Origin of the sequence: Roseomonas sp. CECT 9278 (assembly GCF_918698155.1) — a bacterium.
In the GTDB taxonomy this organism is placed as follows: Bacteria; Pseudomonadota; Alphaproteobacteria; order Acetobacterales; family Acetobacteraceae; genus Neoroseomonas.
The window spans coordinates 44,992-65,708 of sequence record NZ_CAKKLX010000018.1 but is presented as its reverse complement, the minus strand read 5'-3'; the positions used below and the strand labels follow the sequence as shown (position 1 = coordinate 65,708).

17 protein-coding genes are annotated in these 20,717 nt (G+C 74.5%); 9 read left to right on the top strand and 8 right to left on the bottom strand.

Annotated elements, in window-relative coordinates; all coding sequences use genetic code 11:
• Positions 1-58: 58 nt before the first annotated feature.
• Both LQ222_RS13540 and LQ222_RS13535 read left to right on the top strand, forming a co-directional pair.
• Positions 59-889, top strand: a complete 831-nt coding sequence (locus LQ222_RS13540) for a uracil-DNA glycosylase (protein WP_230167114.1) — start codon at positions 59-61, stop codon at positions 887-889.
• Between the two features lie 289 nt (positions 890-1,178).
• The gene (locus tag LQ222_RS13535) at positions 1,179-2,840 is read left to right on the top strand and encodes a lytic transglycosylase domain-containing protein (protein ID WP_230167112.1); all 1,662 of its coding nucleotides are present in this window, start codon (positions 1,179-1,181) and stop codon (positions 2,838-2,840) included.
• Between the two features lie 338 nt (positions 2,841-3,178).
• Here LQ222_RS13535 and LQ222_RS13530 read toward each other — a convergent pair whose 3' ends face one another.
• Both LQ222_RS13530 and LQ222_RS13525 read right to left on the bottom strand, forming a co-directional pair.
• Positions 3,179-4,699, bottom strand: coding sequence for an AMP-binding protein (locus LQ222_RS13530; RefSeq protein WP_230167111.1), 1,521 nt, complete (start codon positions 4,697-4,699; stop codon positions 3,179-3,181).
• 124 nt (positions 4,700-4,823) lie between these two features.
• Positions 4,824-5,774: a sterol desaturase family protein gene (locus tag LQ222_RS13525; RefSeq protein ID WP_230167110.1), complete on the bottom strand. Its 951-nt coding sequence runs from the start codon at positions 5,772-5,774 to the stop codon at positions 4,824-4,826.
• A gap of 74 nt (positions 5,775-5,848) precedes the next feature.
• Between LQ222_RS13525 and LQ222_RS13520 the strand changes: the two genes are divergently transcribed.
• Together LQ222_RS13520 and moaB are read left to right on the top strand one after the other, a co-directional pair.
• Complete coding sequence (locus LQ222_RS13520) at positions 5,849-6,670, top strand: creatininase family protein (RefSeq protein ID WP_230167108.1); 822 nt, start codon at positions 5,849-5,851, stop codon at positions 6,668-6,670.
• 252 nt (positions 6,671-6,922) lie between these two features.
• Complete coding sequence (gene moaB, locus LQ222_RS13515; protein WP_230167107.1) at positions 6,923-7,462, top strand: molybdenum cofactor biosynthesis protein B; 540 nt, start codon at positions 6,923-6,925, stop codon at positions 7,460-7,462.
• 233 nt (positions 7,463-7,695) lie between these two features.
• Here the strand turns inward: moaB and LQ222_RS13510 are convergent, their stop codons facing one another.
• The gene (locus LQ222_RS13510) at positions 7,696-8,847 is read right to left on the bottom strand and encodes a PA0069 family radical SAM protein (protein WP_230167105.1); all 1,152 of its coding nucleotides are present in this window, start codon (positions 8,845-8,847) and stop codon (positions 7,696-7,698) included.
• A 117-nt stretch (positions 8,848-8,964) separates the two neighbouring features.
• Here LQ222_RS13510 and LQ222_RS13505 point away from each other — a divergent pair, with 117 nt between their 5' ends.
• On the top strand, positions 8,965-9,654 hold the full coding sequence (locus tag LQ222_RS13505) for a TIGR04283 family arsenosugar biosynthesis glycosyltransferase (RefSeq protein ID WP_230167103.1): 690 nt from the start codon (positions 8,965-8,967) through the stop codon (positions 9,652-9,654).
• A gap of 51 nt (positions 9,655-9,705) precedes the next feature.
• On the top strand, positions 9,706-10,293 hold the full coding sequence (locus tag LQ222_RS13500) for a TIGR04282 family arsenosugar biosynthesis glycosyltransferase (RefSeq protein WP_230167102.1): 588 nt from the start codon (positions 9,706-9,708) through the stop codon (positions 10,291-10,293).
• Between the two features lie 298 nt (positions 10,294-10,591).
• Here the strand turns inward: LQ222_RS13500 and LQ222_RS13495 are convergent, their stop codons facing one another.
• Complete coding sequence (locus LQ222_RS13495; protein WP_230167100.1) at positions 10,592-11,329, bottom strand: metallophosphoesterase; 738 nt, start codon at positions 11,327-11,329, stop codon at positions 10,592-10,594.
• A 110-nt stretch (positions 11,330-11,439) separates the two neighbouring features.
• Here LQ222_RS13495 and LQ222_RS13490 point away from each other — a divergent pair, with 110 nt between their 5' ends.
• Positions 11,440-12,126, top strand: coding sequence for a DJ-1/PfpI family protein (locus LQ222_RS13490; RefSeq protein ID WP_230167098.1), 687 nt, complete (start codon positions 11,440-11,442; stop codon positions 12,124-12,126).
• A gap of 77 nt (positions 12,127-12,203) precedes the next feature.
• On the opposite strand, the gene LQ222_RS13485 is transcribed toward LQ222_RS13490, so the two are convergent.
• Positions 12,204-12,812: a pyridoxamine 5'-phosphate oxidase family protein gene (locus LQ222_RS13485; RefSeq protein ID WP_230167096.1), complete on the bottom strand. Its 609-nt coding sequence runs from the start codon at positions 12,810-12,812 to the stop codon at positions 12,204-12,206.
• 270 nt (positions 12,813-13,082) lie between these two features.
• Between LQ222_RS13485 and LQ222_RS13480 the strand changes: the two genes are divergently transcribed.
• A complete protein-coding gene (locus LQ222_RS13480; protein WP_230167095.1) occupies positions 13,083-13,457 on the top strand; it encodes a hypothetical protein in 375 nt (124 codons plus the stop codon).
• 238 nt (positions 13,458-13,695) lie between these two features.
• On the opposite strand, the gene LQ222_RS13475 is transcribed toward LQ222_RS13480, so the two are convergent.
• On the bottom strand, positions 13,696-14,340 hold the full coding sequence (locus LQ222_RS13475) for a hypothetical protein (RefSeq protein ID WP_230167093.1): 645 nt from the start codon (positions 14,338-14,340) through the stop codon (positions 13,696-13,698).
• Positions 14,341-14,519: 179 nt separating this feature from the next.
• On the opposite strand from LQ222_RS13475, the gene LQ222_RS13470 reads away from it, so the two are divergent.
• Positions 14,520-15,062, top strand: coding sequence for a lysozyme inhibitor LprI family protein (locus tag LQ222_RS13470; RefSeq protein ID WP_230167091.1), 543 nt, complete (start codon positions 14,520-14,522; stop codon positions 15,060-15,062).
• Positions 15,063-15,296: 234 nt separating this feature from the next.
• Here LQ222_RS13470 and LQ222_RS13465 read toward each other — a convergent pair whose 3' ends face one another.
• Both LQ222_RS13465 and LQ222_RS13460 read right to left on the bottom strand, forming a co-directional pair.
• A complete protein-coding gene (locus LQ222_RS13465; protein ID WP_230167089.1) occupies positions 15,297-18,569 on the bottom strand; it encodes a ribonuclease E/G in 3,273 nt (1,090 codons plus the stop codon).
• 538 nt (positions 18,570-19,107) lie between these two features.
• Positions 19,108-20,682, bottom strand: a complete 1,575-nt coding sequence (locus tag LQ222_RS13460; RefSeq protein ID WP_230167087.1) for a calcium-binding protein — start codon at positions 20,680-20,682, stop codon at positions 19,108-19,110.
• Positions 20,683-20,717: the final 35 nt, after the last annotated feature.

Sequence of the window (20,717 nt, the reverse complement as noted above, 5' to 3'; positions counted from 1 at the left end):
CCCCATGTAGCGGCAGGGCGGGTTGCGCGGAACCCCGCGCGGGGCCGATATGGCGGGCATGGAGCAGGACCGCGCGGCGCTGCTCGCCGCCCTCGCGCTGCAATCGGACTGGGGAGCGGACGAGGCGCTGGAGGAGGCGCCGCCCGATCGTTCCCGCGCGCCGGCACGGGACCCGGCGCCCCTGGACCTGCGCGACAACGCCGCCCCCGGGCCCCGCGCGCCCGCCGCGCGTGCGGTCGCGTCGGCTGTGCCGGCCGCCCACGCCGCCGCCCCCTTGGCCGCCCGTGCCGCCATCGGCGCCGCCGCTGCCGATAGCCTGGCTGCCCTGCGCGATGCCATCGCCGCCTTCGACGGGTCGTCGCTGCGCGAGACCGCGACCAACCTGGTCTTCGCCGATGGCGCGCCCGAGGCCGGCCTGATGATGATCGGCGAGGCGCCCGGCGCCGACGAGGACCGCCTGGGCCGCCCCTTCGTCGGGCAATCGGGCCAGTTGCTGGACCGGATGCTCGCCTCGGTCGGGCTGTCGCGGGAGGACGGCGTCTACATCACCAACATCCTGCCCTGGCGCCCGCCGGGCAACCGCACGCCGACCGATGCCGAGATCGCGCTGTTCCTGCCCTTCGTGCTGCGCCACATCGCGCTGGTGCGCCCGCGCCATGTCGTGCTGCTGGGCGGTGTCTCGGCCAAGGCCTTGCTGCGCGCCAAGGATGGCATCACCCGGCTGCGCGGGCGCTGGCACCAGGTCGAGGTCGAGGGCATCGGCACGCTGCCCATGCTGGCCACGCTGCACCCGGCCTATCTGCTGCGGACCCCCGCGGCGAAGCGCGACGCCTGGGCCGACCTGCTGCTGCTGCGCCGCACCATCGATGCGGCACCGTCGCCGGGTTGAACAGACGGCGTCTGCACCGCGCGTCCCAACCACCTGATTGTATTAATCTGGTCTTAATTCGCGGGATTCATCTCGATCATCGCCGTTGCGCGCGGCGCTGAACGCCCGTTAGTCGCGACTCGCCATGCGTGCGATCTGCCCCATGGCCCGCCGCGCGCCCGCCGCCGTCCTGGCTGCGATGGGCGCGCCGCTCTGGTTCGGAACCCCCCTTCCGGCCGCAGCGCAACGGGCCGACCAGACCGCCTCGGGCGTTCCAGCCGCCGCTGTGTCGGGTGCCGGAGCGGCTGCGGTGCCGCGCCCGCTCGCCGCCGCCGATGCGGCGCGCCTGGTGCGCATCTTCCAGTTGCAGGCCGAGGGCAATGCCGCCGCCGCCGCGCGCGAGCACGAGGCGCTGCGCGACCGGCGCCTCGATGGCCATGTGCTGGCCGATCGCTGGCTCGGCCCCCGCGCCATCGCGCCGCGGCCTGAGGAGCTGCGCGCCTGGCTGCTGCGCCACGCCGACCAGCCCGACGCGCCCGCCATCCATGCGCTGCTGGTGCGGCTGGCTCCCGGGGGCAGCGCCATCCCGCCCGCCCCGGTCGAGCCCGCCCTGCCCGAGGACGGCGAGGCGGTGCCCGAGGAACGCGAGCCCGCCGCGCGCGGCTTCACCCGCAACCCGGCGCTGGACCGCACCGTGCGCGAACGCGCCTTCACCGGCGATACGCGCGGCGCGCTCGAGCTGATCCGCCGCACGCGGGGCATGACGCCGGCCTATTCGGCGGCGCTGCGCGCCGATATCGCGCTGGCGCTGTTCCGCCGCGGGGAGGACGCCGCCGCCTTCCGCATGGCCTCCGAAGTCGCGCGCGGCGGGCGGGAGCGCACCGGGCGCGCCGCCTTCGCCGCCGGCCTGGCGGCCTGGGGGCTCGGCCGCTACGAGGTCGCGCTGCCGTATTTCGAGACCGCCGCGCGCGCCGAGGGGGGCTCGGCCGCCGCCCGCGCCGCCGCCGCCTTCTGGACCGCACGCGCCGCGGTGCGCGCCCGCCGCCCGGCGCAACACGTGCCCTGGATGCTGCAGGCGGCGCAGGAACCGCGCACCTTCCACGGGTTGCTGGCGCGGCGTTCGCTTGGCCTGACGCCGGGCTTCGCCTGGCATGGCGAGGCCGCCGAGGGTGCCGGCGCGGCGGCGCTGATGGAGACCGCGGGCGGCTGGCGTGCGCTGGCGCTGATGCAGGTCGGCCAGCAGGCGCGCGCCGAGGCTGAGCTGCGCGCGCTGTGGCCCGCCGCGCGCGGCAATGCGGTGCTGCTGCGCGCGATGCTCGGCGTGGCGGGGCGCGAGGGCATGACGCATCTGGGCGCGCAGCTCGCGGGGTTGGCGCAGGGAGCGGATGGCCGCCCGCGCGACCTGGCGCGCTTCCCGCTGCCACGGTTGCAGCCGGCGCAGGGCTTCCGCATCGATCCGGCGCTGCTCTATGCGCTGGCGCGCCAGGAATCGAATTTCGATCCCGAGGCGGTGTCGCGCGCCGGCGCGCGCGGATTGTTGCAGGTGATGCCGGCGACCGCGGCCTATGTGGCGAACGACCCGTCCTTCCGCGGCGAGGGCGCGCTCCGGCTGCACGACCCGGCGCTGTCGCTCGAGATCGGCCAGCGGTATCTGCTGTACCTGGCATCGCACGAGGCGGTGCAGGGCGACCTGATCCGGCTGTTGGCGGCCTACAATGCCGGCCCGGGCAACCTGGCGCGCTGGCTGCCGGCGGCGCGCCACCGCGACGACCCCTTCCTGTTCATCGAGGCGATCCCGGTCGAGGAGACGCGGCTGCATGTGCAGCGCGTGCTGGCGTATTCGTGGATCTATGCCTCGCGCCTGGGGCTGCCGGCGCCGAGCCTGGAGGCGCTGGCGCGCGGCGCGTTTCCGCCGTTCAACGCTGCCGGGGTCGGCACGGGCGCGGCTGGGCGGCGCGCGGCGTTGAACTGAGGTTTTTCGACGCCCTCAGGCGCCCCCTGCGCCGGCTTTCGTCCGATGCGCTGTTGTGCCGGGGGGGGATTGGCGGTTTGGGCGCGGTCGCGCCGCGCGCGCCCGGTCGTGCCGATGCGCGACACGCAGGGCGCGCGCGCATCGAGCAGGCGGCCGCGCGCCGCCGCGCGACACCGTGTCGCGCCGAGCGCGGCGGGCGTGGTTGCGCCGCCGAGCGCGCGTGGCCGGTGCGACGCGTGCCGGGCTGCGGCCTGCGCCGCGCGACGTCGGCGGGTGCGCATGGTCGCGGTGCGCGATGTATTGCCGTTCCCGCATCGGCGCGATCCGGCCGTGGCGGGTCAGGCGCCGGTCTTCGCGATGTCCGCCAGCGCGCCCAGCGCCTGCAGGTCCGGCTTGCCGCCGGGCAGCAGCGGCAAGGATGGCAGCGTGATGATGCGCGCCGGGACCGCATGGCCGGGCAGGCGCGCCGCCAGCAGCGGCCGCAGCGCCGCAGCGGAGGCGGCCGTCGCGGCGACGGCCACGAGCTCCGTCCGCATACCCGCCTGCCGCGCCAGCACCGCCGCATCCGCCACGCCAGGCAGCGCGCGCAGCGCCGCCTCCACCTCGGCGGGATCGACGCGGTTGCCGTTCACCTTCACCTGGCGGTCGATCCGCCCGAGCACGCGCAGCAGGCCATCCGCATCGACCATCGCGAGGTCGCCGGTGCGGTAGATGCGGCTCTCCGGGTCCGCCGCATCGGGCGCCATGCGGCCCGGCACGCAGGCGCCGTCGACCCATTCGCCCATGGCGTTGTAGCGGCTGCGGATCACCACCTCGCCTGGTGTGCCGGGCGGGCAGGGGTGGCCCTGCGCATCCAGCAGCACGAAGGCGCCGCCGGCGCGCAGCCGGCCCGATGGCACGGCCGCCGAACCCCCGCGCGCCGGCGGCAGCTCGTGGTCGAAGGGGATCGTCTCGGTGGCGCTGTAGGAGGCGATGAGGCGTGCGTCCTGCGGCAGCACCGCGCGCAGCGCCGCGACGTCGTCGGCGGGCAACGCCTCGCCCACCAGGCGCACGGCGCGCACGGCAGCCAGGGCGTGGCGCGCATGCGGCATCCGCGGCAGGCTGCGCGCCAGCGTCGGCACGGCGCGCAGCAGGGTCGCGCGGTGGTCCGTCATCAGCATCGGCAGGGCGGAAGGGCCGGCGGCCAGCGGTTCCCAGGCCAGGTAGGCGCCGCCCGCCAGCAGCGCCGTCAGCAGGTGCATCGCACAAGCGACGCTCGCATGGCCGCCGAGGAAGACCAGCCGGTCGCGCTCGGTCACGCCCAGCAGCGCGATGTTGCCCCAGGCCTGGAAGGCCAGCGCGCGGCGGTTGTGCACCACCAGCTTGGGTGCGCCGGAACTGCCGGAGGTGGCGCTGACCAGCGCCGGCGCGCCGGGCGGTGCCTCGGCCTGCAGCTCCCCCTCGGCTGGGTGCAGCGCGACGCAGCCCGGCGGCAGGATGCCGGGCGGTCCAAAGGCGGCCTGGATGCCGGCCGCGCGGGCCAGCGCGGCGCGCCGGTCGGGCGGCAGGGACGGGTCGATCGGAAAGGCGAGGCGCCCCGCCGCCAGGCATCCGACCAGGCTGGCGGCGTGCTCCACGCCGGCCGGCAGCAGGATGCCGACCGGCGCCGCCGCGGGTGTCGCGGCCGCCGCGACGCCGCGCGCCATCGCCCCGCGCCAGAAGGCCGCGCGGTCCAATGCGAGGCCGGGCTGCGCCACCGCGAGGGCGCCGGGGTCGCGCGTTGCGAAGGCGCGCAGCAGCGGCAGGATGGGCCGGTCGGCCAGGGCCGGGTCGTGCGGGCCGCGGCCAGCCCGCCAGGCGTCCTTGGCGATCGTGAGCATGGCGCAGCATGGCGGCCGGTGGTCGGTTTCGGCAATGGAGAGCGCGCCGCCGCGCCGGTGCGGCGACGCCGGCCGAACACGGTTCGGGCTGTCGGGTGGGGCCGCGGTGCAGCCCGGCCAATCCTCAGCGCGCGGCTGTCGCGGCGGCGTCGGGCGTCGTGGTTGCCGCATCACGGGCGCCCTCGGCCTCGCCCAGGCCGAAGCGGAAGCGTTCCTTGGCGTCGGGGATGTACAGCGAGCCGAACATCCAGTCCCACAGCGCGAAGACGGTGGCGTAGTTGCGGTCGTGGTGGCGTTGCTCGACGCTGTGGTGCACCTGGTGCATCCGCGGGCTGACCAGGATATGCGACAGCCAGCGCGGGAAGGACAGCGCGACATGGCTGTGGCGCAGATGCGAGAACGCCAGGTTCCAGGCCAGCGAGAAGGCATTCACGCCCAGCAGCGTGAGCGGCACCACCGCCGCCCCCAGCATGGTCGCCACCATCCCCAGGGCCAGGCCGCTCATGAACACATTGCCCATGATGTGGACCACCTGTTCCTGCGGCCAGAAGCGGAAGGCGGTGATCGGCGTGAGGAATTCCGGCGCATGGTGCAGCCTGTGCGCCCGCCACAGCAGCGGGTAACGATGGAAAAGCCGATGCGTCCAGTACAGCGCGAAGTCGCCCGCCGCGAAGGCCGCGAGGCCCGCCAGGGCGGTCGCCGCCAGCATGTCGATCCGCGTGCCGGCCTGCGGCGCGCCGAAGAACGGCACCATCAGCAGGTAGCCGAGCGTCGCCCCCATGGCGCTGACCATGAACAGCACCGGCGCCGCGAGGAACGGGATGGACGAATTCACCACCATGAAGCCGAGGTCGACCGGCAACTGGCGCCAGAAGCGCGCGGTGGCGCGGGGCAGGGCCTCGGCCCGCGCGGCGCGCCAGCCCACGCCGGTCACCGCCGCGGCGATGCCGAAGCCGACCAGCGCCGCGACCAGGGTCGGCCACCAGAAGGGCGAGCCAGGATCGGTCAACAGCCGCGCCAGCGAGGCGAGCCAGTTCCACGCGGCGGTCATCGGATCGTAGCCGGGCTGGGTCATTCGCGCGACGGTTCTCGTAAACTGGGACGGGAGAAATCCCATACCTGCAAGCGATTTGGAAAGGATTTCCGTGCATGGCCGGCCTGATCGCGACGCGCGTGACGCGGCGGGCCGCCGCGCTGGGGCTGGTGGCGGCGGCCATGGCCGGCCGGGCGCGGGCGCTGCCGGGCAGCCTCGACATCGCCGACATGACCTGGCCGGAGGTCCGCGACGCCGTTGCCGGCGGGCGGCGGACCGTGATCGTGCCGTCGGGCGGGGTGGAACAGAACGGGCCGCACATGATCCTGGGCAAGCACGACCACATCGTGCGCGCCGGTGCGCTGCGCGTGGCGCAGGCGCTGGGCGACGCGCTGGTGGTGCCGGTGCTGCCCTTCGCACCCCAGGGTCGGCTCGACCCGCCCGAGGGCAATCTGCGCTTCCCCGGCACGCTCGGCGTCAGCGAGGACGCCTTCGCCGGCATGCTGGAGGGCATCGCCCGCTCCCTGCGCGCCGCCGGCTTCCGCTGGATCTGCCTGATGGCCGACAACGGCCCGTCGCAGCGCCCGCAGGAACGCCTGGCGGCGCGGCTGAACGCCGAATGGCGGCGCGAGGCGACGCGGGCCATCGCGCTCGACCGCTGGTACGGCGCGATCGCCGCGCAGGACGCCTGGCTGCGGGCGCAGGGCGAGACGGATGCGTCGATCGGCACCCATGCCGGCATCGGCGATACGTCCGAGCTCATGGCGGTGCACCCGCCTGGCGTGGACCTGTCGCGCCTGCCGCCGCGCCCGGCCGACCTGCCGGCGCTGGGGGCGACCGGCGATCCGGCGCGGTCCTCTGCCGCGCGTGGCGAGGCGATGCTGGCGATGCGGGTCGAGGCCGCCGTCGCCCAGATCCGCGCGGCGCGGGGCGGGTAGGGCCGCCGTCCGCCGCCGGGGGGGCATCAAGAATCCCGCCTTGCGCCGGACCGGCGTTGCATGGCGCGGTTCGCAAGGCCGGGGGGGGAGCCGCCGCGTGTGGTGTCGCGGGTGCATGGGCGCTTCGCCCAAGGCGGGATCCCACCTGCGCGGCGCCTCAAGGCCACCGGGTGAGGCTTCCGTCGCCACCAGGCTTTCTTGCGGCGCGGCAGGCCGATGCGCATGCTGAGTCCGCAGCCGAGGACCGCCGCCATGCCGATCGACGACAAGCTCACCTTCCTGCCGGTCAACATCGCCGTGCTGACGGTCAGCGACACGCGCGACCTTGCCACCGACCGATCCGGCCAGACGCTGGTGGAGCGCATCGAGGCCGCCGGCCACCGCTGCGCCGCGCGCGAGATCCTGCGCGACGAGGCCGACCTGATCGAAGCCCAGCTCCGCCACTGGATTGCCGACCGGGCGATCGACTGCGTCATCACCACCGGGGGCACCGGCATCACCGGCCGCGACGTCACGCCGGAAGCCTTCAAGCGCGTGCTGGAGAAGGAGATCGAAGGCTTCGGCGAATTGTTCCGGATGCTGAGCTACCAGAAGATCGGCACCTCCACGATGCAATCCCGCGCGCTGGGCGGCGTGGCGGACGGGACGTACCTGTTCGCCCTGCCCGGCTCCACCGGCGCCTGCAAGGACGCATGGGACGACATTCTGGTGTGGCAACTCGACAGCCGCCACCGGCCCTGCAACCTGGTGGAACTGATGCCGCGGCTGCGCGAACACCTGCGGGCGGCGTGATGGCGCGACGGGGAGGGCTCTGCCCTCCCCGGACCCAACCCGCCAAAGGCCTAAAGGCCTCTGGACACCAATACCTGATCGGGGAAGTTGGGGCGGGGCATGGTGCGCCCGGCGCGTCGGCGGCGCAGTCGAAGCCCCTCCCCAACTTCCCCGACTAAAGTTGAGGGTTCCAAGGGCCTTAAGCCCTTGGTGGGGGAGGTCCGGAGGGGGCAAGGCCCCCTCCGCCGCGCCCGTCACAGCAGCGCCAGCTGTGCCGGCGCGGCATGGGTGCCGGCCGCCGGCGGCACCTGGAAGCGCGTGCAGTCGAGTGCGCCGACGCCGCCGCCGCGCCGTTCCAGGTTGAGCCGCCGGGTGGCGACCGCGAAGCGTTGCGCCAGCAGGTCGGCGTAGGCGCCGGTGCCTTTCTGGCGGGTGGCGAAGCGGCTGTCGTACAGCGCGCCGCCGCGGGTCTGGCGGACCAGCGAGAGCACGCGCGCCGCGCGGTCGGGCATGTGGCGGATCAGCCAATCCTCGAACAGTTGCTTGATCTCGTGCGGCAGGCGCAGCAGGACGTAGCCGGCGGAGGTGGCGCCGGCGGCGGCGGCGCGTTCCAGGATGCCCTCGAGCTCGGCGTCGTTGACGCCCGGGATCATCGGCGCCGCCAGCACGGCGGCGGGGATGCCGCTTTCGGACAAATGCCGCACCGCGGCCAGGCGCCGTTCGGGGGATGCCGCGCGGGGTTCCATGATGCGGGCCAGGCGCGGGTCGAGCGTGGTGATCGACAGGCAGACCCGCACCAGGTTGCGGCTCGCCATGCGCGACAGGATGTCGATGTCGCGCAGCACGCCGGCGGATTTGGTCACGATGGTGACCGGGTGGTCGAAGCGGTCGAGCACCTCCAGCACGGCGCGGGTCAGCTTCAGGGTACGTTCGACCGGCTGGTACGGGTCGGTGTTGGAGCCCAGCGCGATCGGCTTGGGCACGTAGCCGGGCTTGCGCAGTTCCTTCTCCAGCAGGGCGGCGACCTCCGGCTTGAACAGCAGCCGGGTTTCGAAATCGAGGCCGGGAGACAGGCCGAGATAGGCGTGGGAGGGGCGGGCGTAGCAATAGACGCAGCCGTGCTCGCAGCCGCGATACGGGTTCACCGCGCGGTCGAAGCCGATATCGGGGCTGTCGTTCCAGGCCAGGGCGGATTTCGCGTGGTCCTTGGTCAGGGTGGTGGGCAGCGGGGGCAGGTCGGCGAAGGCGGCTTCCAGCGTGCCCCAGCCATCGTCGAAGGCCTCGCGCGCCGTGCTTTCGAAGCGCACGGCGGGATTGAGCCCGGCCCCGCGGCCGCGCCGGGCGAGCGAGGGAAGCGCGAAGCCGGGGGCTGCGTCGGGGGCGAGATGCGGGGTACCGTCGGGCATGGCGCTGCTCCTGAAGTTCCCAATTTGTTCTCAGGCATCCTCGGCAAACGGCCCGGCTGCGTCAAGAACATACTGCGAACGACTGGTTAATGCTCTCTTAACCGTGATCGGGTCGTGATGAGAACGCAGGGCGAACTCACCGCCATCATCCCCACCCTGAACGCGGCCGGGCCCCTGGCCTCGACGCTTGGCGCGCTGCACGGGCAGGTGGACGCGGTCATCGTCGCCGATGGCGGTTCCACCGACGCCACGCGCGCCATCGCCGCCGCCGCCGGCGCGCAGGTCATCGAGGCGCCGCGCGGCCGCGGCAGCCAGCTTGCCGTCGGCACGCAGGCCGCCACGACCCCCTGGCTGCTGGTGATCCACGCCGATACGCGCCCCGGCCCGGGATGGCGGGACGTCGCCGCGACCTTCATGGCCGACCCGGCCAATGCCGGCCGCGCCGCGCATTTCCGCTTCGCGCTGGATGACCCTTCGCCCCAGGCCCGCCGGCTGGAACGCGCCGTCACCTGGCGCTGCCGGGTGCTGGGCCTGCCCTATGGCGACCAGGGGCTGCTGGTGCGTGGCGACACGCTGGCGGCGATGGGCGGCGTGCGCCCGATCCCGATCATGGAGGATGTCGACCTGGTGCGGCGGATCGGGCGGCGGCGGCTGGTCGCGCTGGACGCCGCCTTCGTGACCTCGGCGGCGCGCTGGCGGGCGGAGGGGTGGTGGGCGCGCTCGGCCCGCAACCTGTCCTGCCTGGCGCTGTGGTTCGCCGGCGTGGCGCCGGAGCGCATCGCGCGGTTCTATGCACGACGGCGGTAAGCCCTTGTCCGCCCTGGCGTGCCGCGCGGCGATGCGCTGTCCTGTGCCCCGATGCCCCGCCCCGTCGTGATCCTGTTCGCCCGCGCCCCGCGCCTGGGCACCGTGAAGCGCCGGTTGGCGGCGGGGCTGGGCGACCGCGCGGCCTTGCGCTTCTACGCGGGCACGCTGGCGGCCGTGGCGCGGCCCATCGCGCGCGACCGGCGCTGGCGCACGCTGGTGGCGACCACGCCGCCGGGCGCGCGCGCCGTATGGTCCCGCTTCGTGCCACGCGGCACGCCGCGCATCGGCCAGGCCCGCGGCGACCTGGGCGCGCGCATGGAGCGGGCGATGCGGCCGCACCGGGTCGTGGTGCTGGCGGGCAGCGACATCCCGGACCTCCGCCCGGCCGACATCGCCGCGGCGTTTCGGGCCTTGGGGCGCGCCGATGCGGTGTTCGGCCCGGCCGAGGATGGCGGCTACTGGCTGGTCGGCATGGGCCCGCGGCGGCCTGCGCGGCCCTTCGCGGGCGTCCGTTGGTCCGGCCCGCATGCGCTGGCCGACACGCTGCGGAACTTCCGCGGCCGGCGCGTGGCGCTGCTGCGCGAATTGCGGGACGTGGACACGGCCGAGGACCTGGCGGCGCTGCGACGCGGCCCCTGACGTCGCGCAGCGCGCGCTGCTGGCATCGCGCAGCGCGCGCTGCTGGCATTGCGCATCGCGCGCGGCGCGCCCGGGCCACCGGGCCTGACTGCACGATGCCACGGGGTCGATCCCGCGGCGTCAGACCGCAGGCGCGCGGCTCGGAGACCGTTTGAGAGGGTCGGTGCCGGACCGCGGAACACGCCGCTCGGCGCATTCTCAAGCGGCCTCGCGGCCCGATGCCGCGGCCGCGCCCGAGGCGCACCATCGCCCCGGCACGCGCCACCGCCGCCCGGCGGGCGTCGCACAGCCCAGGGCATCAGCCGACCGCGCCGGTCGCCAGCATGGCCGCCCAGTCCGCGCGCCCGTTCTCCGCGGCGCGGCGCGCGGCCGCGCCCCAGTCGTAGTCGATCGCGAACATCTCGGCGCCCCACTGGCCATGGCGCAGCGTCAGGATGGCGTAGCGCGCATGGGGGGAGCGGAATTCCAGGGTCGGCGCCGCCGGGCTGTCGGCGAAGGCGGGGCAGCCGACGCTGCCGGGGTTCAGGACCACCGCGCCGCCCGGCCCCTGCACCAGCGCCTGGCGATGGCTGTGCCCGCACAGCACCACGCCAGGCCGCGCCGCATCGCCAAGCCGCGCCGCCACCGTGGCGCGCGCCGCCGGCACCAGCCGGCCATCGACCTGGTCCTCGAGCAGGTAGGTGCTGTCGTCGGTGGGCGTGCCGTGCACCGCGAGGATTTCCGGCGCCACCTCCAGCGTCGCCGGCAGCGCGTGCAGCCAGGCGCGTTCGCTGGATGACAGGGCATCGCGCGCGTGGCGCCCGGCGGCGGAGAGCTTGTCCTGCGGCATGTCCACGATCCAGCGGTCGTGGTTGCCGCGCACCGTGGGCAGGTCGATCGCGACCAGCCGCGCGAAGGTCTCCTTCGGCCAGAGCGGCCCGGTCACGCAGTCGCCGAGGTTGACGACGGCGTCCACCGCGCGGCTGTCGATGTCGGCCAGCACGGCGTCCAGCGCCGGCAGGTTGCCGTGGATGTCGGAGATCACCGCGAGGCGCATGGCGTCCTTCCCTGACCGTGCCGCCAAGGCTACGCCAGGGCGTGCCTGTCCCGCCATTGGCGCCCGCGCCCGCGCATGCCAGCCTGCCGCGCCCAGGAGGACCCCCCGCCATGACCACGCCGCTCCGCTTCGGCCTGCTGCTGTTCCCGCGGCTGACGCAGCTCGACATGACCGGGCCGTTCGAGGTGCTGTCCCGGATTCCCGGCGGCGTCGTCCACCTGGTGTGGAAGACGCGCGATCCGGTGACCTCCGACACCGGCCTCGCGATGCTGCCCGACATGAGCTTCGCGGACTGCCCGCAGCTGGATGTGGTCTGCGTGCCCGGCGGCCCGGGCGTGGCGGCGCTCATGGAGGACGAGGAGGTGCTGGCCTTCCTGCGCCGGCAGGCCGAGGGCGCGCGCTTCGTGACGTCGGTGTGCACCGGCGCGCTGGTGCTGGGTGCGGCCGGGCTGCTGAAGGGCAGGCGGGCGACGACGCATTGGGCGAGCCATGATTTCCTGGCCGCGCTCGGCGCCGTGCCGGAGCACGCGCGGGTGGTGCGCGATGGCCGGTTCGTCACCGGCGGCGGGGTGACCGCGGGCATCGATTTCGCGCTGTCCCTGGCGGCGGAGCTCGCCTCACCCGAGGTGGCGCAGGCGATCCAGCTGCAGATCGAATACGCGCCGGCGCCGCCCTTCGATGCCGGGTCGCCGGAGACCGCGCCGGCCGGTGTGCTGGCCGCCGCCAAGGCGCGTGGCGCCGGCATGCGCGCCGAGCGCGAGGCGCTGGTCGCCCGCGTCGCCGCCCGCCTCGGCTAGGCCCCCTTGGATCGCGGTCCAGGGGGCCGTCGCCCCCTGGCGGGGTGGTCCGGAGGGGCGGCGCCCCTCCGTCGCCCTCACCACATCGTCCTGGCGGCCCTGCCCGGCCACTCCCTGTCGTAGCTCTCGCCCCCGGTCGTCCCGCCGCTCATGGTCGCCAGGATCGCCCCCGGCGTCGGCAGCGACGCCGGATCGACATGGCGCGCGCTGTCCCACAGCCCTGCGCGCAGCACCGCGCGGGCGCATTGGAAATAGGCTTCCTCGACGTCGATCACCACGACGCAGCGTGGCGCCGCGCCGTCCACCGCGAAGGAGGCGAGCAGGTCGGGTGCTGTCGTGAGGTGCGCGCGCCCGTTCACGCGCAGCGTGGTGCCCGCGCCCGGGATCAGGAACAGCAGGGCCACGCGCGGGTCGCGGATGATGTTGCGCAGGCTGTCGGCGCGGTTGTTGCCGCGGCGGTCGGGCAGCAGCAGGGTGCGGTCGCCGTCGATGCGCACCAGGCCGTGGGCGTCGCCGCGGGGCGAGCAGTCGAGCCCCTCGGGCCCGGCGGTGGCGAGCATCAGGAAGGGCGAGGCGGCGATCAGGCGGCCGTAGTCCGGCGTGATGCGGTCCGCGACCTTGGCGGTGGAGGCGAGGTTGGGGGTGCCGTACAGCGCCTCGAGCTGCGCGATGGTGTCGATCCGCATGGGTGGTGCTCCGCCGTGCCGTGGTGCCGCGCTGGGGCGTGGCGTGTGGTGGTTGCCGCGCCGCGGTGGATGCTTTCGCGGTTGCCGCGCCGCGGTAGGCCCCATCACGGTTGCCGCTCCGCGGCGGGCCGGCCGGTCGCGCTGCGCGTTCACGCCGTCCTACGACGGGGCGCATCGGGCGGGGAAGATGGAGGACCGCGCCACGCCTCCGGTCGCGTCTTCACCGCCGCTTCATGGGCGATCCGCCAAGCTGCGGGCTGGAGGCCGTCCATGGACCAGACCCACGCCATCACCGAGGCGGAGCGCGAGGCGCGCGGGCGCATCGCCCGCCACATTCAGGAACTGCACCGGCTGCACCTGGCGCTGGCCGAGGAAAGCCGCGCGCTCAAGCGGTTCACGACGGAGGGGCAGGCGGCGGTCGAGATCGCACTCGCGACCGAGCTGCTGGAACAGTACCTGGGCGCGAGCGGCGGCTTCCTGGAGAACATGCGGGGGCGCTTCGAGGCGCGGCTCGCGCTGCTGCGGCGGGGCGAGCCGTCCTTCGGCGGGCGGCCGGAGCAGGCGCCGGAGCATGGCGGGTTCTGGCTGGGGTTTTCGCGGCTGTGCGCGGTGCTGCGGCGGGCGGCCCGGCACGCGGACGGGTAGCGCGGCGGATGGGGCGCGGTGGCGATGCTGCATGCCGGGCGCCAGGGCGGATTCGGCGCGCCGCATCGGCCTCAGGGCCTTGGCTTTGGAAGCACCTTCAGCCGATCGACCGATTCCATCTGATCGGGATCGGCTCTGGAGCATGCTGCGTTCGCTCGCGCTCACTTCGCAGGCTCTAGCCTCTTGTCTTGAGAGCATCTTCACGCGTTCAGATGACCCCATCTGAACGCGATCTGCTCTAGGGGCGCGCGTTGCGCATCGTGCCCTGCCAGACGCAGACCAGATGCGTCTCCTCCCCGCGGTCGAGCAGCACCGGGCGGTCGAAGCGGCAATGGCGCGCGGCGACGGCGGCGGCCAGGCTCTCGCCCACGAAGGTGAAGTGCAGCAGGTCGCCGGCAGCGCAGCCATCGCCGGTGAGCAGGCCGATGAAGCGGCGTTCGAGCGGCAACGGATCGTTCGGGACGAAGCGCGCGATGCACAGGCGCGGCGCCGCATCGTCGGCATGCGCGATGGCCGACGCCTCCGCCGCATGGGCGACCTGCGCGGGGTCGCTGGAACGCGTCACCGGCGTCGGTGCGGTGGCGTGCGACGCTGGCGCGGGGGCGTTCGCGCGCGCCACCGGCACGATGTCGTTGGCGCGCGCCGCCGGCGCGATGTCGTTCGCGTGCGCCACCGGCGCGGGGGCGTTCGCGCGCGCCACCGGCGCGATGTCGTTCGCGCGCCCCACCGGCGCGATGTCGTTGGCGCGCCCCACCGGCGCGATGTCGTTGGCGCGCGCCACCGGCGCGATACCGTTCGAGCGCGCCATCGGCGCGATGTCGTTGGCGCGCGCCACCGGCGCGACGATCATCAGGGCGGCGATCAGGGCAGGCAGGGAACGCATGGATGCGCCATGATGACGCCGGCCGGGTGAACGAGACGTTGACCCGTCGGGAAGGGATCACGGGCCGCATGGCGTGTCGTGGCGAAGGGCGGGTCCGGGGCGGCACCCGGCACGGCGGGGCCACGCCATCGCGGCCCCCGGCTGGCGCCGCGCGGCGCCATGGTGGCGCGGGCGTCGCGGTGCTGCCCCTCGCGGTGGCCTTGGCGCTGCCCGCCGCCGCGCAGCGCACCCCCGACGCCACCCGCCCCCATGCCGCCGAGCGCGCCTGGATCGAGGCCTGCACCCTGGCGGCACTGGCGCATCCGCCGCGCGCCGCCTTCGGGCGCTGCGCCTGGCGCATCGCCGCGACCTGCCAGGGCGAACCCGGCGAAGGCCTGCTGGTCGCGCGACTGCCCGCGCTGCCCGGTCGCCCGCAGCCCCTGCAGGTCTGCGCGCTGGTCGAGACCGCCATCTGGCAGCAGCAGCTCGACCGCTGGCAGCGCGAGCTCGGCCTGCTGGCGACCGGCGCGGCGCTGGAGGCGCTGCGCCGGGCCCAGCGCGCCTTCCCGGGCTATCGCGACGTGGTCTGCGCGGCGGAAGCGGCGCTGTCGCCGGAGGCCGAGGCGGAAGCGAACCGGCTGTCCTGCAGGCTGGAGCAGACCGCGCTGCGGGCGCTGGAGTTGAAGCGCCTGCGCGACGAGATCGTGCTGGCGATCGCCGCGGCCTCGGTCGAGGGGCCGTAGCGCCACGACGCCTGGCCGCGCACGGCCGCGATGACCGTGCCTTCGCCACGCGATCGCGACGGGCCGCAGCGCCGGCAACGACCCAGGCCGCCGGGTCGCGCCATCCGGGCGGCCGGAGCGATCTCCGCCATCCGCGGCCCGCGCCAAGGGCGCTGGCGCGGTGCGTTCACCAGCATCTCGATCCGAGCGCCGCCGCCCGTCCGCGGGGCGGCGAGATGCGCCGCCCCGACCGTGTCAGCGCTTCCACCACCCCTGGCGCTTCGGCAGCGCGGCCTCGGCCCCGGTGCCGAGAACCACGGGCTGCACCGGCGCGCCGATCACCGGCTCGGCCGGCGCCGCCGGTGCGGGCGCCGGTTCCGGCCGGGCCTCCGGCGCGGTGTCGACGACCGCCGGGGTCCGCGGCAGCGGGGCGTCGGCGACCGGCGCTTCCGGCTCCGCCACCGCGACGGGCTCGGCCGCCGTCACCGGGGCCGCGGGCTCGACCACGGTCACCGAGGACACGATCTCGGCCGCGATGGCGGTCTCGGCCGTGGCGTCGGCGGGGGGGGCGGCGACGCGCACCGGGCGGGCGGTCGCGGCGCGCTCGGCCGCGGCCTCGGCGGCTTCCATCGCTTCGAAGATGTCGTCGATCTGCCCGGCGAAGGGGTCCGCCGGGGTCGGGCCGGTGTAGCGCGCGGCGCGGGGTGCCGGGGCAGGGGCGGGGGCGGGCTCGCCGGTCTCGATGGCGGCTTCGCCGGCCTCGGGGGCGGTGCCGTCCTCGCGCCGGCGGCGACCGCCGCGGCGGCCACGGCGGCGGCGGCGGCCATCGGCGTCGAGCCCGGCATCGCCGGCACCGGCCTCGGGGGCTTCCTCACCCTCGGCGGTGGTGGGTTCGGCATCGGGATCGGCGTCGGGGCCGGCTTCGGCGTCGATCTCGCCCTCGGGGCCGGCCTCGGCATCGGCGTCCAGGCCGGGGGCGTCCTCGCGGCCATCCTCGCGGCGGCCACCGCGGCGGCGGCGGCGGCGGCGGCGGCGGCGCTCGCCTTCCTCGGCGGTCTCGGCGCGCTCCTCGTCGCCGGGACGGCGCGGGGTGTCGTCGCCGGCACGGCGCGGGGTGTCGTCGCCGGCACGGCGCTCGGTGTCGTCGCCGGCACGGCGCGCACCGTCATCGTCGGCGCGGCGCGCACCGTCATCGTCGGCGCGGCGCGCACCGTCGTCGGCGGCGCGGCGCGAGCCGTCGTCGGCGCCGCGGCGCGAACCGTCATCGCTGGCGCGCCGCGGGCGGTCATCGCCGGAGCGGCGCTGCGCGTCGCCACGCGCCCGGCGGGGCGCTTCCTCGGCCTCCTCGGCGTGGGCGGGCGCGTCCTCCTCCTCCGCCTCGGTGGCGGTGGGTTCGGGGGCGTAGTCCATGCGCAGGGCGGAGGGCCCGGCCGGGATCGCGCCCGGCTCGGCGGCGCGGGTGCGCTCGATCTTGAGCGCGGGGCCCATCAGCGTGTCGTCGGGTTCGAACATCACGGCCATGCCGAAGCGCTGTTCGATCTCGGCCAGGCGCTCGCGCTTGCGGTTCAGCAGCCAGAGCGCGACCGGCGATGCCACATGCACGCAGATCTCGGCGGCGCGGCGCTTGGCACCTTCTTCCTCGATCGCGCGCAGCACCTGCAGGGCGCTGCTGTCCACGCTGCGCACCAGGCCGCGGCCGGCGCAATGCGGGCAGGCCACGAAGGTCTGTTCCGCGATGGACGGCCGCAGCCGCTGGCGCGACATCTCGAGCAGGCCGAAATGGCTGATGCGGCCCACCTGGATGCGCGCGCGGTCCTGCTTCAGCGCATCCTTCATGCGCCGTTCGACCATGCCGTCGTGCTTGGCCGATTCCATGTCGATGAAGTCGATGACGATGAGGCCCGCGAGGTCGCGCAGGCGCAGCTGCCGCGCGATCTCGTCCGCGGCTTCCAGGTTGGTGCGCAGCGCGGTGTCCTCGATGTGCCGGTCGCGCGTGGCGCGGCCCGAATTCACGTCGATGGCGACCAGCGCCTCGGTCTGGTTGATGACGATGTAGCCGCCGGACTTCAGCTGCACGACCGGCGAATGCATCGCGTCCAGCTGCTGGTCCACGCTGTGGCGGGCGAAGAGCGGCACGGCCTCGCGGTGGGCGCGGATCTTGCCGGCATTGGCGGGCATCAGCATCCGCATGAATTCGCGCGCGGCCGAATAGGCGTCCTCGCCCTCGACCACCACTTCCTCGATGTCGCGGCCGTACACGTCGCGGATCGATCGCTTGATGAGGTCGGCTTCCTCATAGATCAGCGCGGGCGCGGAGCTGGCCAGGGTGCGCTCGCGGATATTGTCCCACAGGCGCAGCAGGTATTCGCAGTCGCGCTTGATCTCGGGCTTGGGGCGCTGGGCGCCGGCGGTGCGCACGATCAGCGACATGCCCTCGGGCATGTTCATTTCCTCGACCGCCTCGCGCAGCCGCTTGCGGTCGGCGGCCGAGGTGATCTTGCGCGAGACGCCGCCGCCGCGCGGCGAGTTCGGCATCAGCACGGAGAAGCGGCCAGCGAGCGAGATGTAGGTGGTCAGCGCGGCACCCTTCCCGCCGCGTTCTTCCTTCACGACCTGCACCAGCATGATCTGCCGGCGCTTGATCACCTCCTGGATCTTGTAGTGGCGCAGGAAGCGGGGCGGGATGCGGCGTTCGCGGCGCTCATCCTCGCTCTCGGCGGGCATGTCCTCGCCGCCGATGGTCTCGGGCGGGGGCGGCAGCTCGTCGGTGGCCAGGCTCTCGATATTGCCGGCATCGGCGCTCGCGGCGGCCTCGCCGTCGGAGGTCGCGGCGCCGGCGGGCTCGGGGGCGTCGGCCGGTTCGACCGGCAGCTCGGCATCCGCCGAGCCGGCGACGCGCTCGCGCGCCATGTCGAGCGGCAGGGCGGCCTGCGCCGCGCCCTCGGCGGGCCCGGCATCGGCGGGGGCGTCGATGGCCTCGGGGCCGGGGCCGGGCTCGGCAGCCTGGTCGACGACGCCCTCGCCGGCCAGTGCCTGCCAGCCTTCGGCGGCACCCTCGTTGCTGGTGACGCCAGCGACTTCGACGGCCGCGACCTCGGTGTCGGGGGCATCGCCGTCGCCCTGGACCTTGCCGTCGCCATTGCCGTCGCCGTGGGTCCAGCCCTCGGCCCCCTCGCCATTCCAGGCGGCGCGGTCCATCGCCGATTCGGGGGCCATGTCGGCCTCCTCCTCGGCGCGGGCGTCCTCGGCCTGCATCTCGATCAGGCGCTGCCGGTCGGCGACGGGGATCTGGTAATAGTCGGGGTGGATCTCGCCGAAGGCCAGGAAGCCGTGGCGGTTGCCGCCGTATTCCACGAAGGCGGCCTGCAGGGAGGGTTCCACCCGCACCACCTTGGCCAGGTAGATATTGCCCTTCAGGGCGCGGCGGGTGGCGGTCTCGAGGTCGAATTCCTCGATGCGGTTGCCGTCCAGCACCACCACCCGGGTTTCCTCGGGGTGGGATGCGTCGATCAGCATGCGCTTGGTCATGGGTCGCGGGTCTCCGCGCCGCGGCCAGGCCGGCGGCGCAAGGAATTGGCGGGGCCCGGGCGGGGATGATGGGGCGGCGCTGCGTCCTTTGGCATGCGCCTGCCGTCATCCTCGCTCGGCGGGCCCGTCCGCGCGCGGCGCGGTGCGGGCCCGGGGTGGGCGCGCCTGGTCTCGTGCCCCGATGCCCTCGGACGGTCGCAGGAAATGCGACGGTCACAGGCGCAGGCGGGCCGGCAGTCGGTGCGGCTTGCCCGGCGCCGGCAAAAGGGGCGGGTCGGGCGATGCACGCACCGGGTTCCGCGCCGGCGGAGACGGCAGGAGGGGCGCCCGGCAGGCCACGGAACGCTGGGGGCCGAACATGGCCACCCCGGTTCCAGGCCGGGCACCCGATGATCCGATCCGGCCGCGCCCCGCCTCAGGCCCTGGGGTCGCTGGCCGGGCGAACCCGCCCGGGACTCCGCCCGCAGCGGCAGCCGCCGGGGCAGGTCACCATAGTCATGCAGGGGGGTTGTCACAACCCTGCCGGGAAAGGCAGCCGCTAAAGGAGGAACCAGCCGCCCGCGCCCGGGCCGCCCGCGCTGGCGATGTCGATCCGCAGGTCGGCCAGGCCGTTGCCGTCGATGTCGCCCTCGGCGCGCCATTCGCCCGGCGCGCTCACCGTCACGCGCAACTGACCGGCGCTGGCGGCGCCCAGGCCACCGAAGGCCGCGCCGCCGATCCAGGCGAAGGCCTGGTCGCCCGACAGCAGCGTATTGGCGTCGATCAGCCGCAGGTCGATCCGGTCGCCCTCGGTGAAGACGAGGTCGGCGATGCGGTCGGCCGCCATCGGTCCGCTGTCGGCCGCGAGATCGAAGCGGAAGCGGTCGGCGCCGGACCCGCCGGTGAGCACGTCAATGCCGGCTCCGCCGTTCAGCGTATCGGCGCCCTCGCCGCCCAGCAGGCTATCCGCGCCGGCGCGCCCGGCGAGCGAATCGGCGCCACGCAGCCCGGCCAACTCATTGCCGGCCGCGCTTCCGATGAGGAGGTTGTGCAGCCTGTTGCCGGTCCCCTTCAAGGCCCACGAGCCTTCGAGGACCAGCACCTCGACATTCGCAGCCAGCGTGTGGTCCAGGCCGGCTTCCACCGTGTCACGGCCCATGTCCAGCCCTTCCACCACCACGTCGCCGTCGCCGACGAGGTAGTAGTCGTCACCGCCGCCGCCCAGCAGGCGGTCGTCGACGAATGCGCCATCCGCGATGGCGGCGCCGCGCGCCTGGCCACCGACACCGGATGCGTAGGGGAGCTCGCCCATCAACGTATCGGCGCCGTTGCCGCCGACCAGCGTGTCGGCGCTGTAGCCGCCGACGATGAGATTGTTCAGCGCATTGCCGACCAGCCGCATGGCCGGGACGCTGAAATCGAACGGCAGCGACGACGGATGGAGATCGCTGTTCCAGGCCAACAGGTCTTCCACGTTCGGCGGAAGGGTGTAGGCGGCGACCGTGGAGACGACCCGGTCGTGGCCGCCATTCAGCCCTTCGACCACCACATCCCCGGCCCCCTGGATATAGTAGAAGTTGCCCTCGGCGCCGCCGATCATCCGGTCGGCGCCGGCGCCACCATCAAGGATGTCGTAGCCAGCCCCGCCGATCAGCGTGTCCGCGCCGGCGCCGCCGATGATGTGGTTGTCGAGCGCATTGCCGGCGAGCCTCTGCCCCGTATCGGCAAGGCCGGCCAGGTCCTCGACATTCGCCGTCAGCGTGTAGGCAGCGAGGGTGGTCTGCACCTTGTCGCGACCTCCGTCGGGTGCCTCCAGCACCAGGTCGCCAAGCGTATCGACAAGGTATCGATCGCCGTGATCGCCGCCCCTCATGGTGTCGCGGCCCTCGCCGCCGACCAGCCGATCGCCGGAGCTGCCGCCGACCAGGCTGTCATTGCCGGCGCCACCCTTCAGGTAGTCTTCCTTGTCCCCGCCATCGATGGTGTCGTTGCCGCCGCCGCCATCGATCTGGTCGCTGCCGTCGCCGCCGGCGATGCTGTCATCGGCCTCGTCGGGCCTGCCGCCGGTGACGCCAGACGACAGGTAGGCGGGCGTGATGTTGTCGCTGTTGCTGGTACCGATGATGGTGGGCATGGTCGTTCCGGCGTGGGGAGGATGGCTGCATGGGC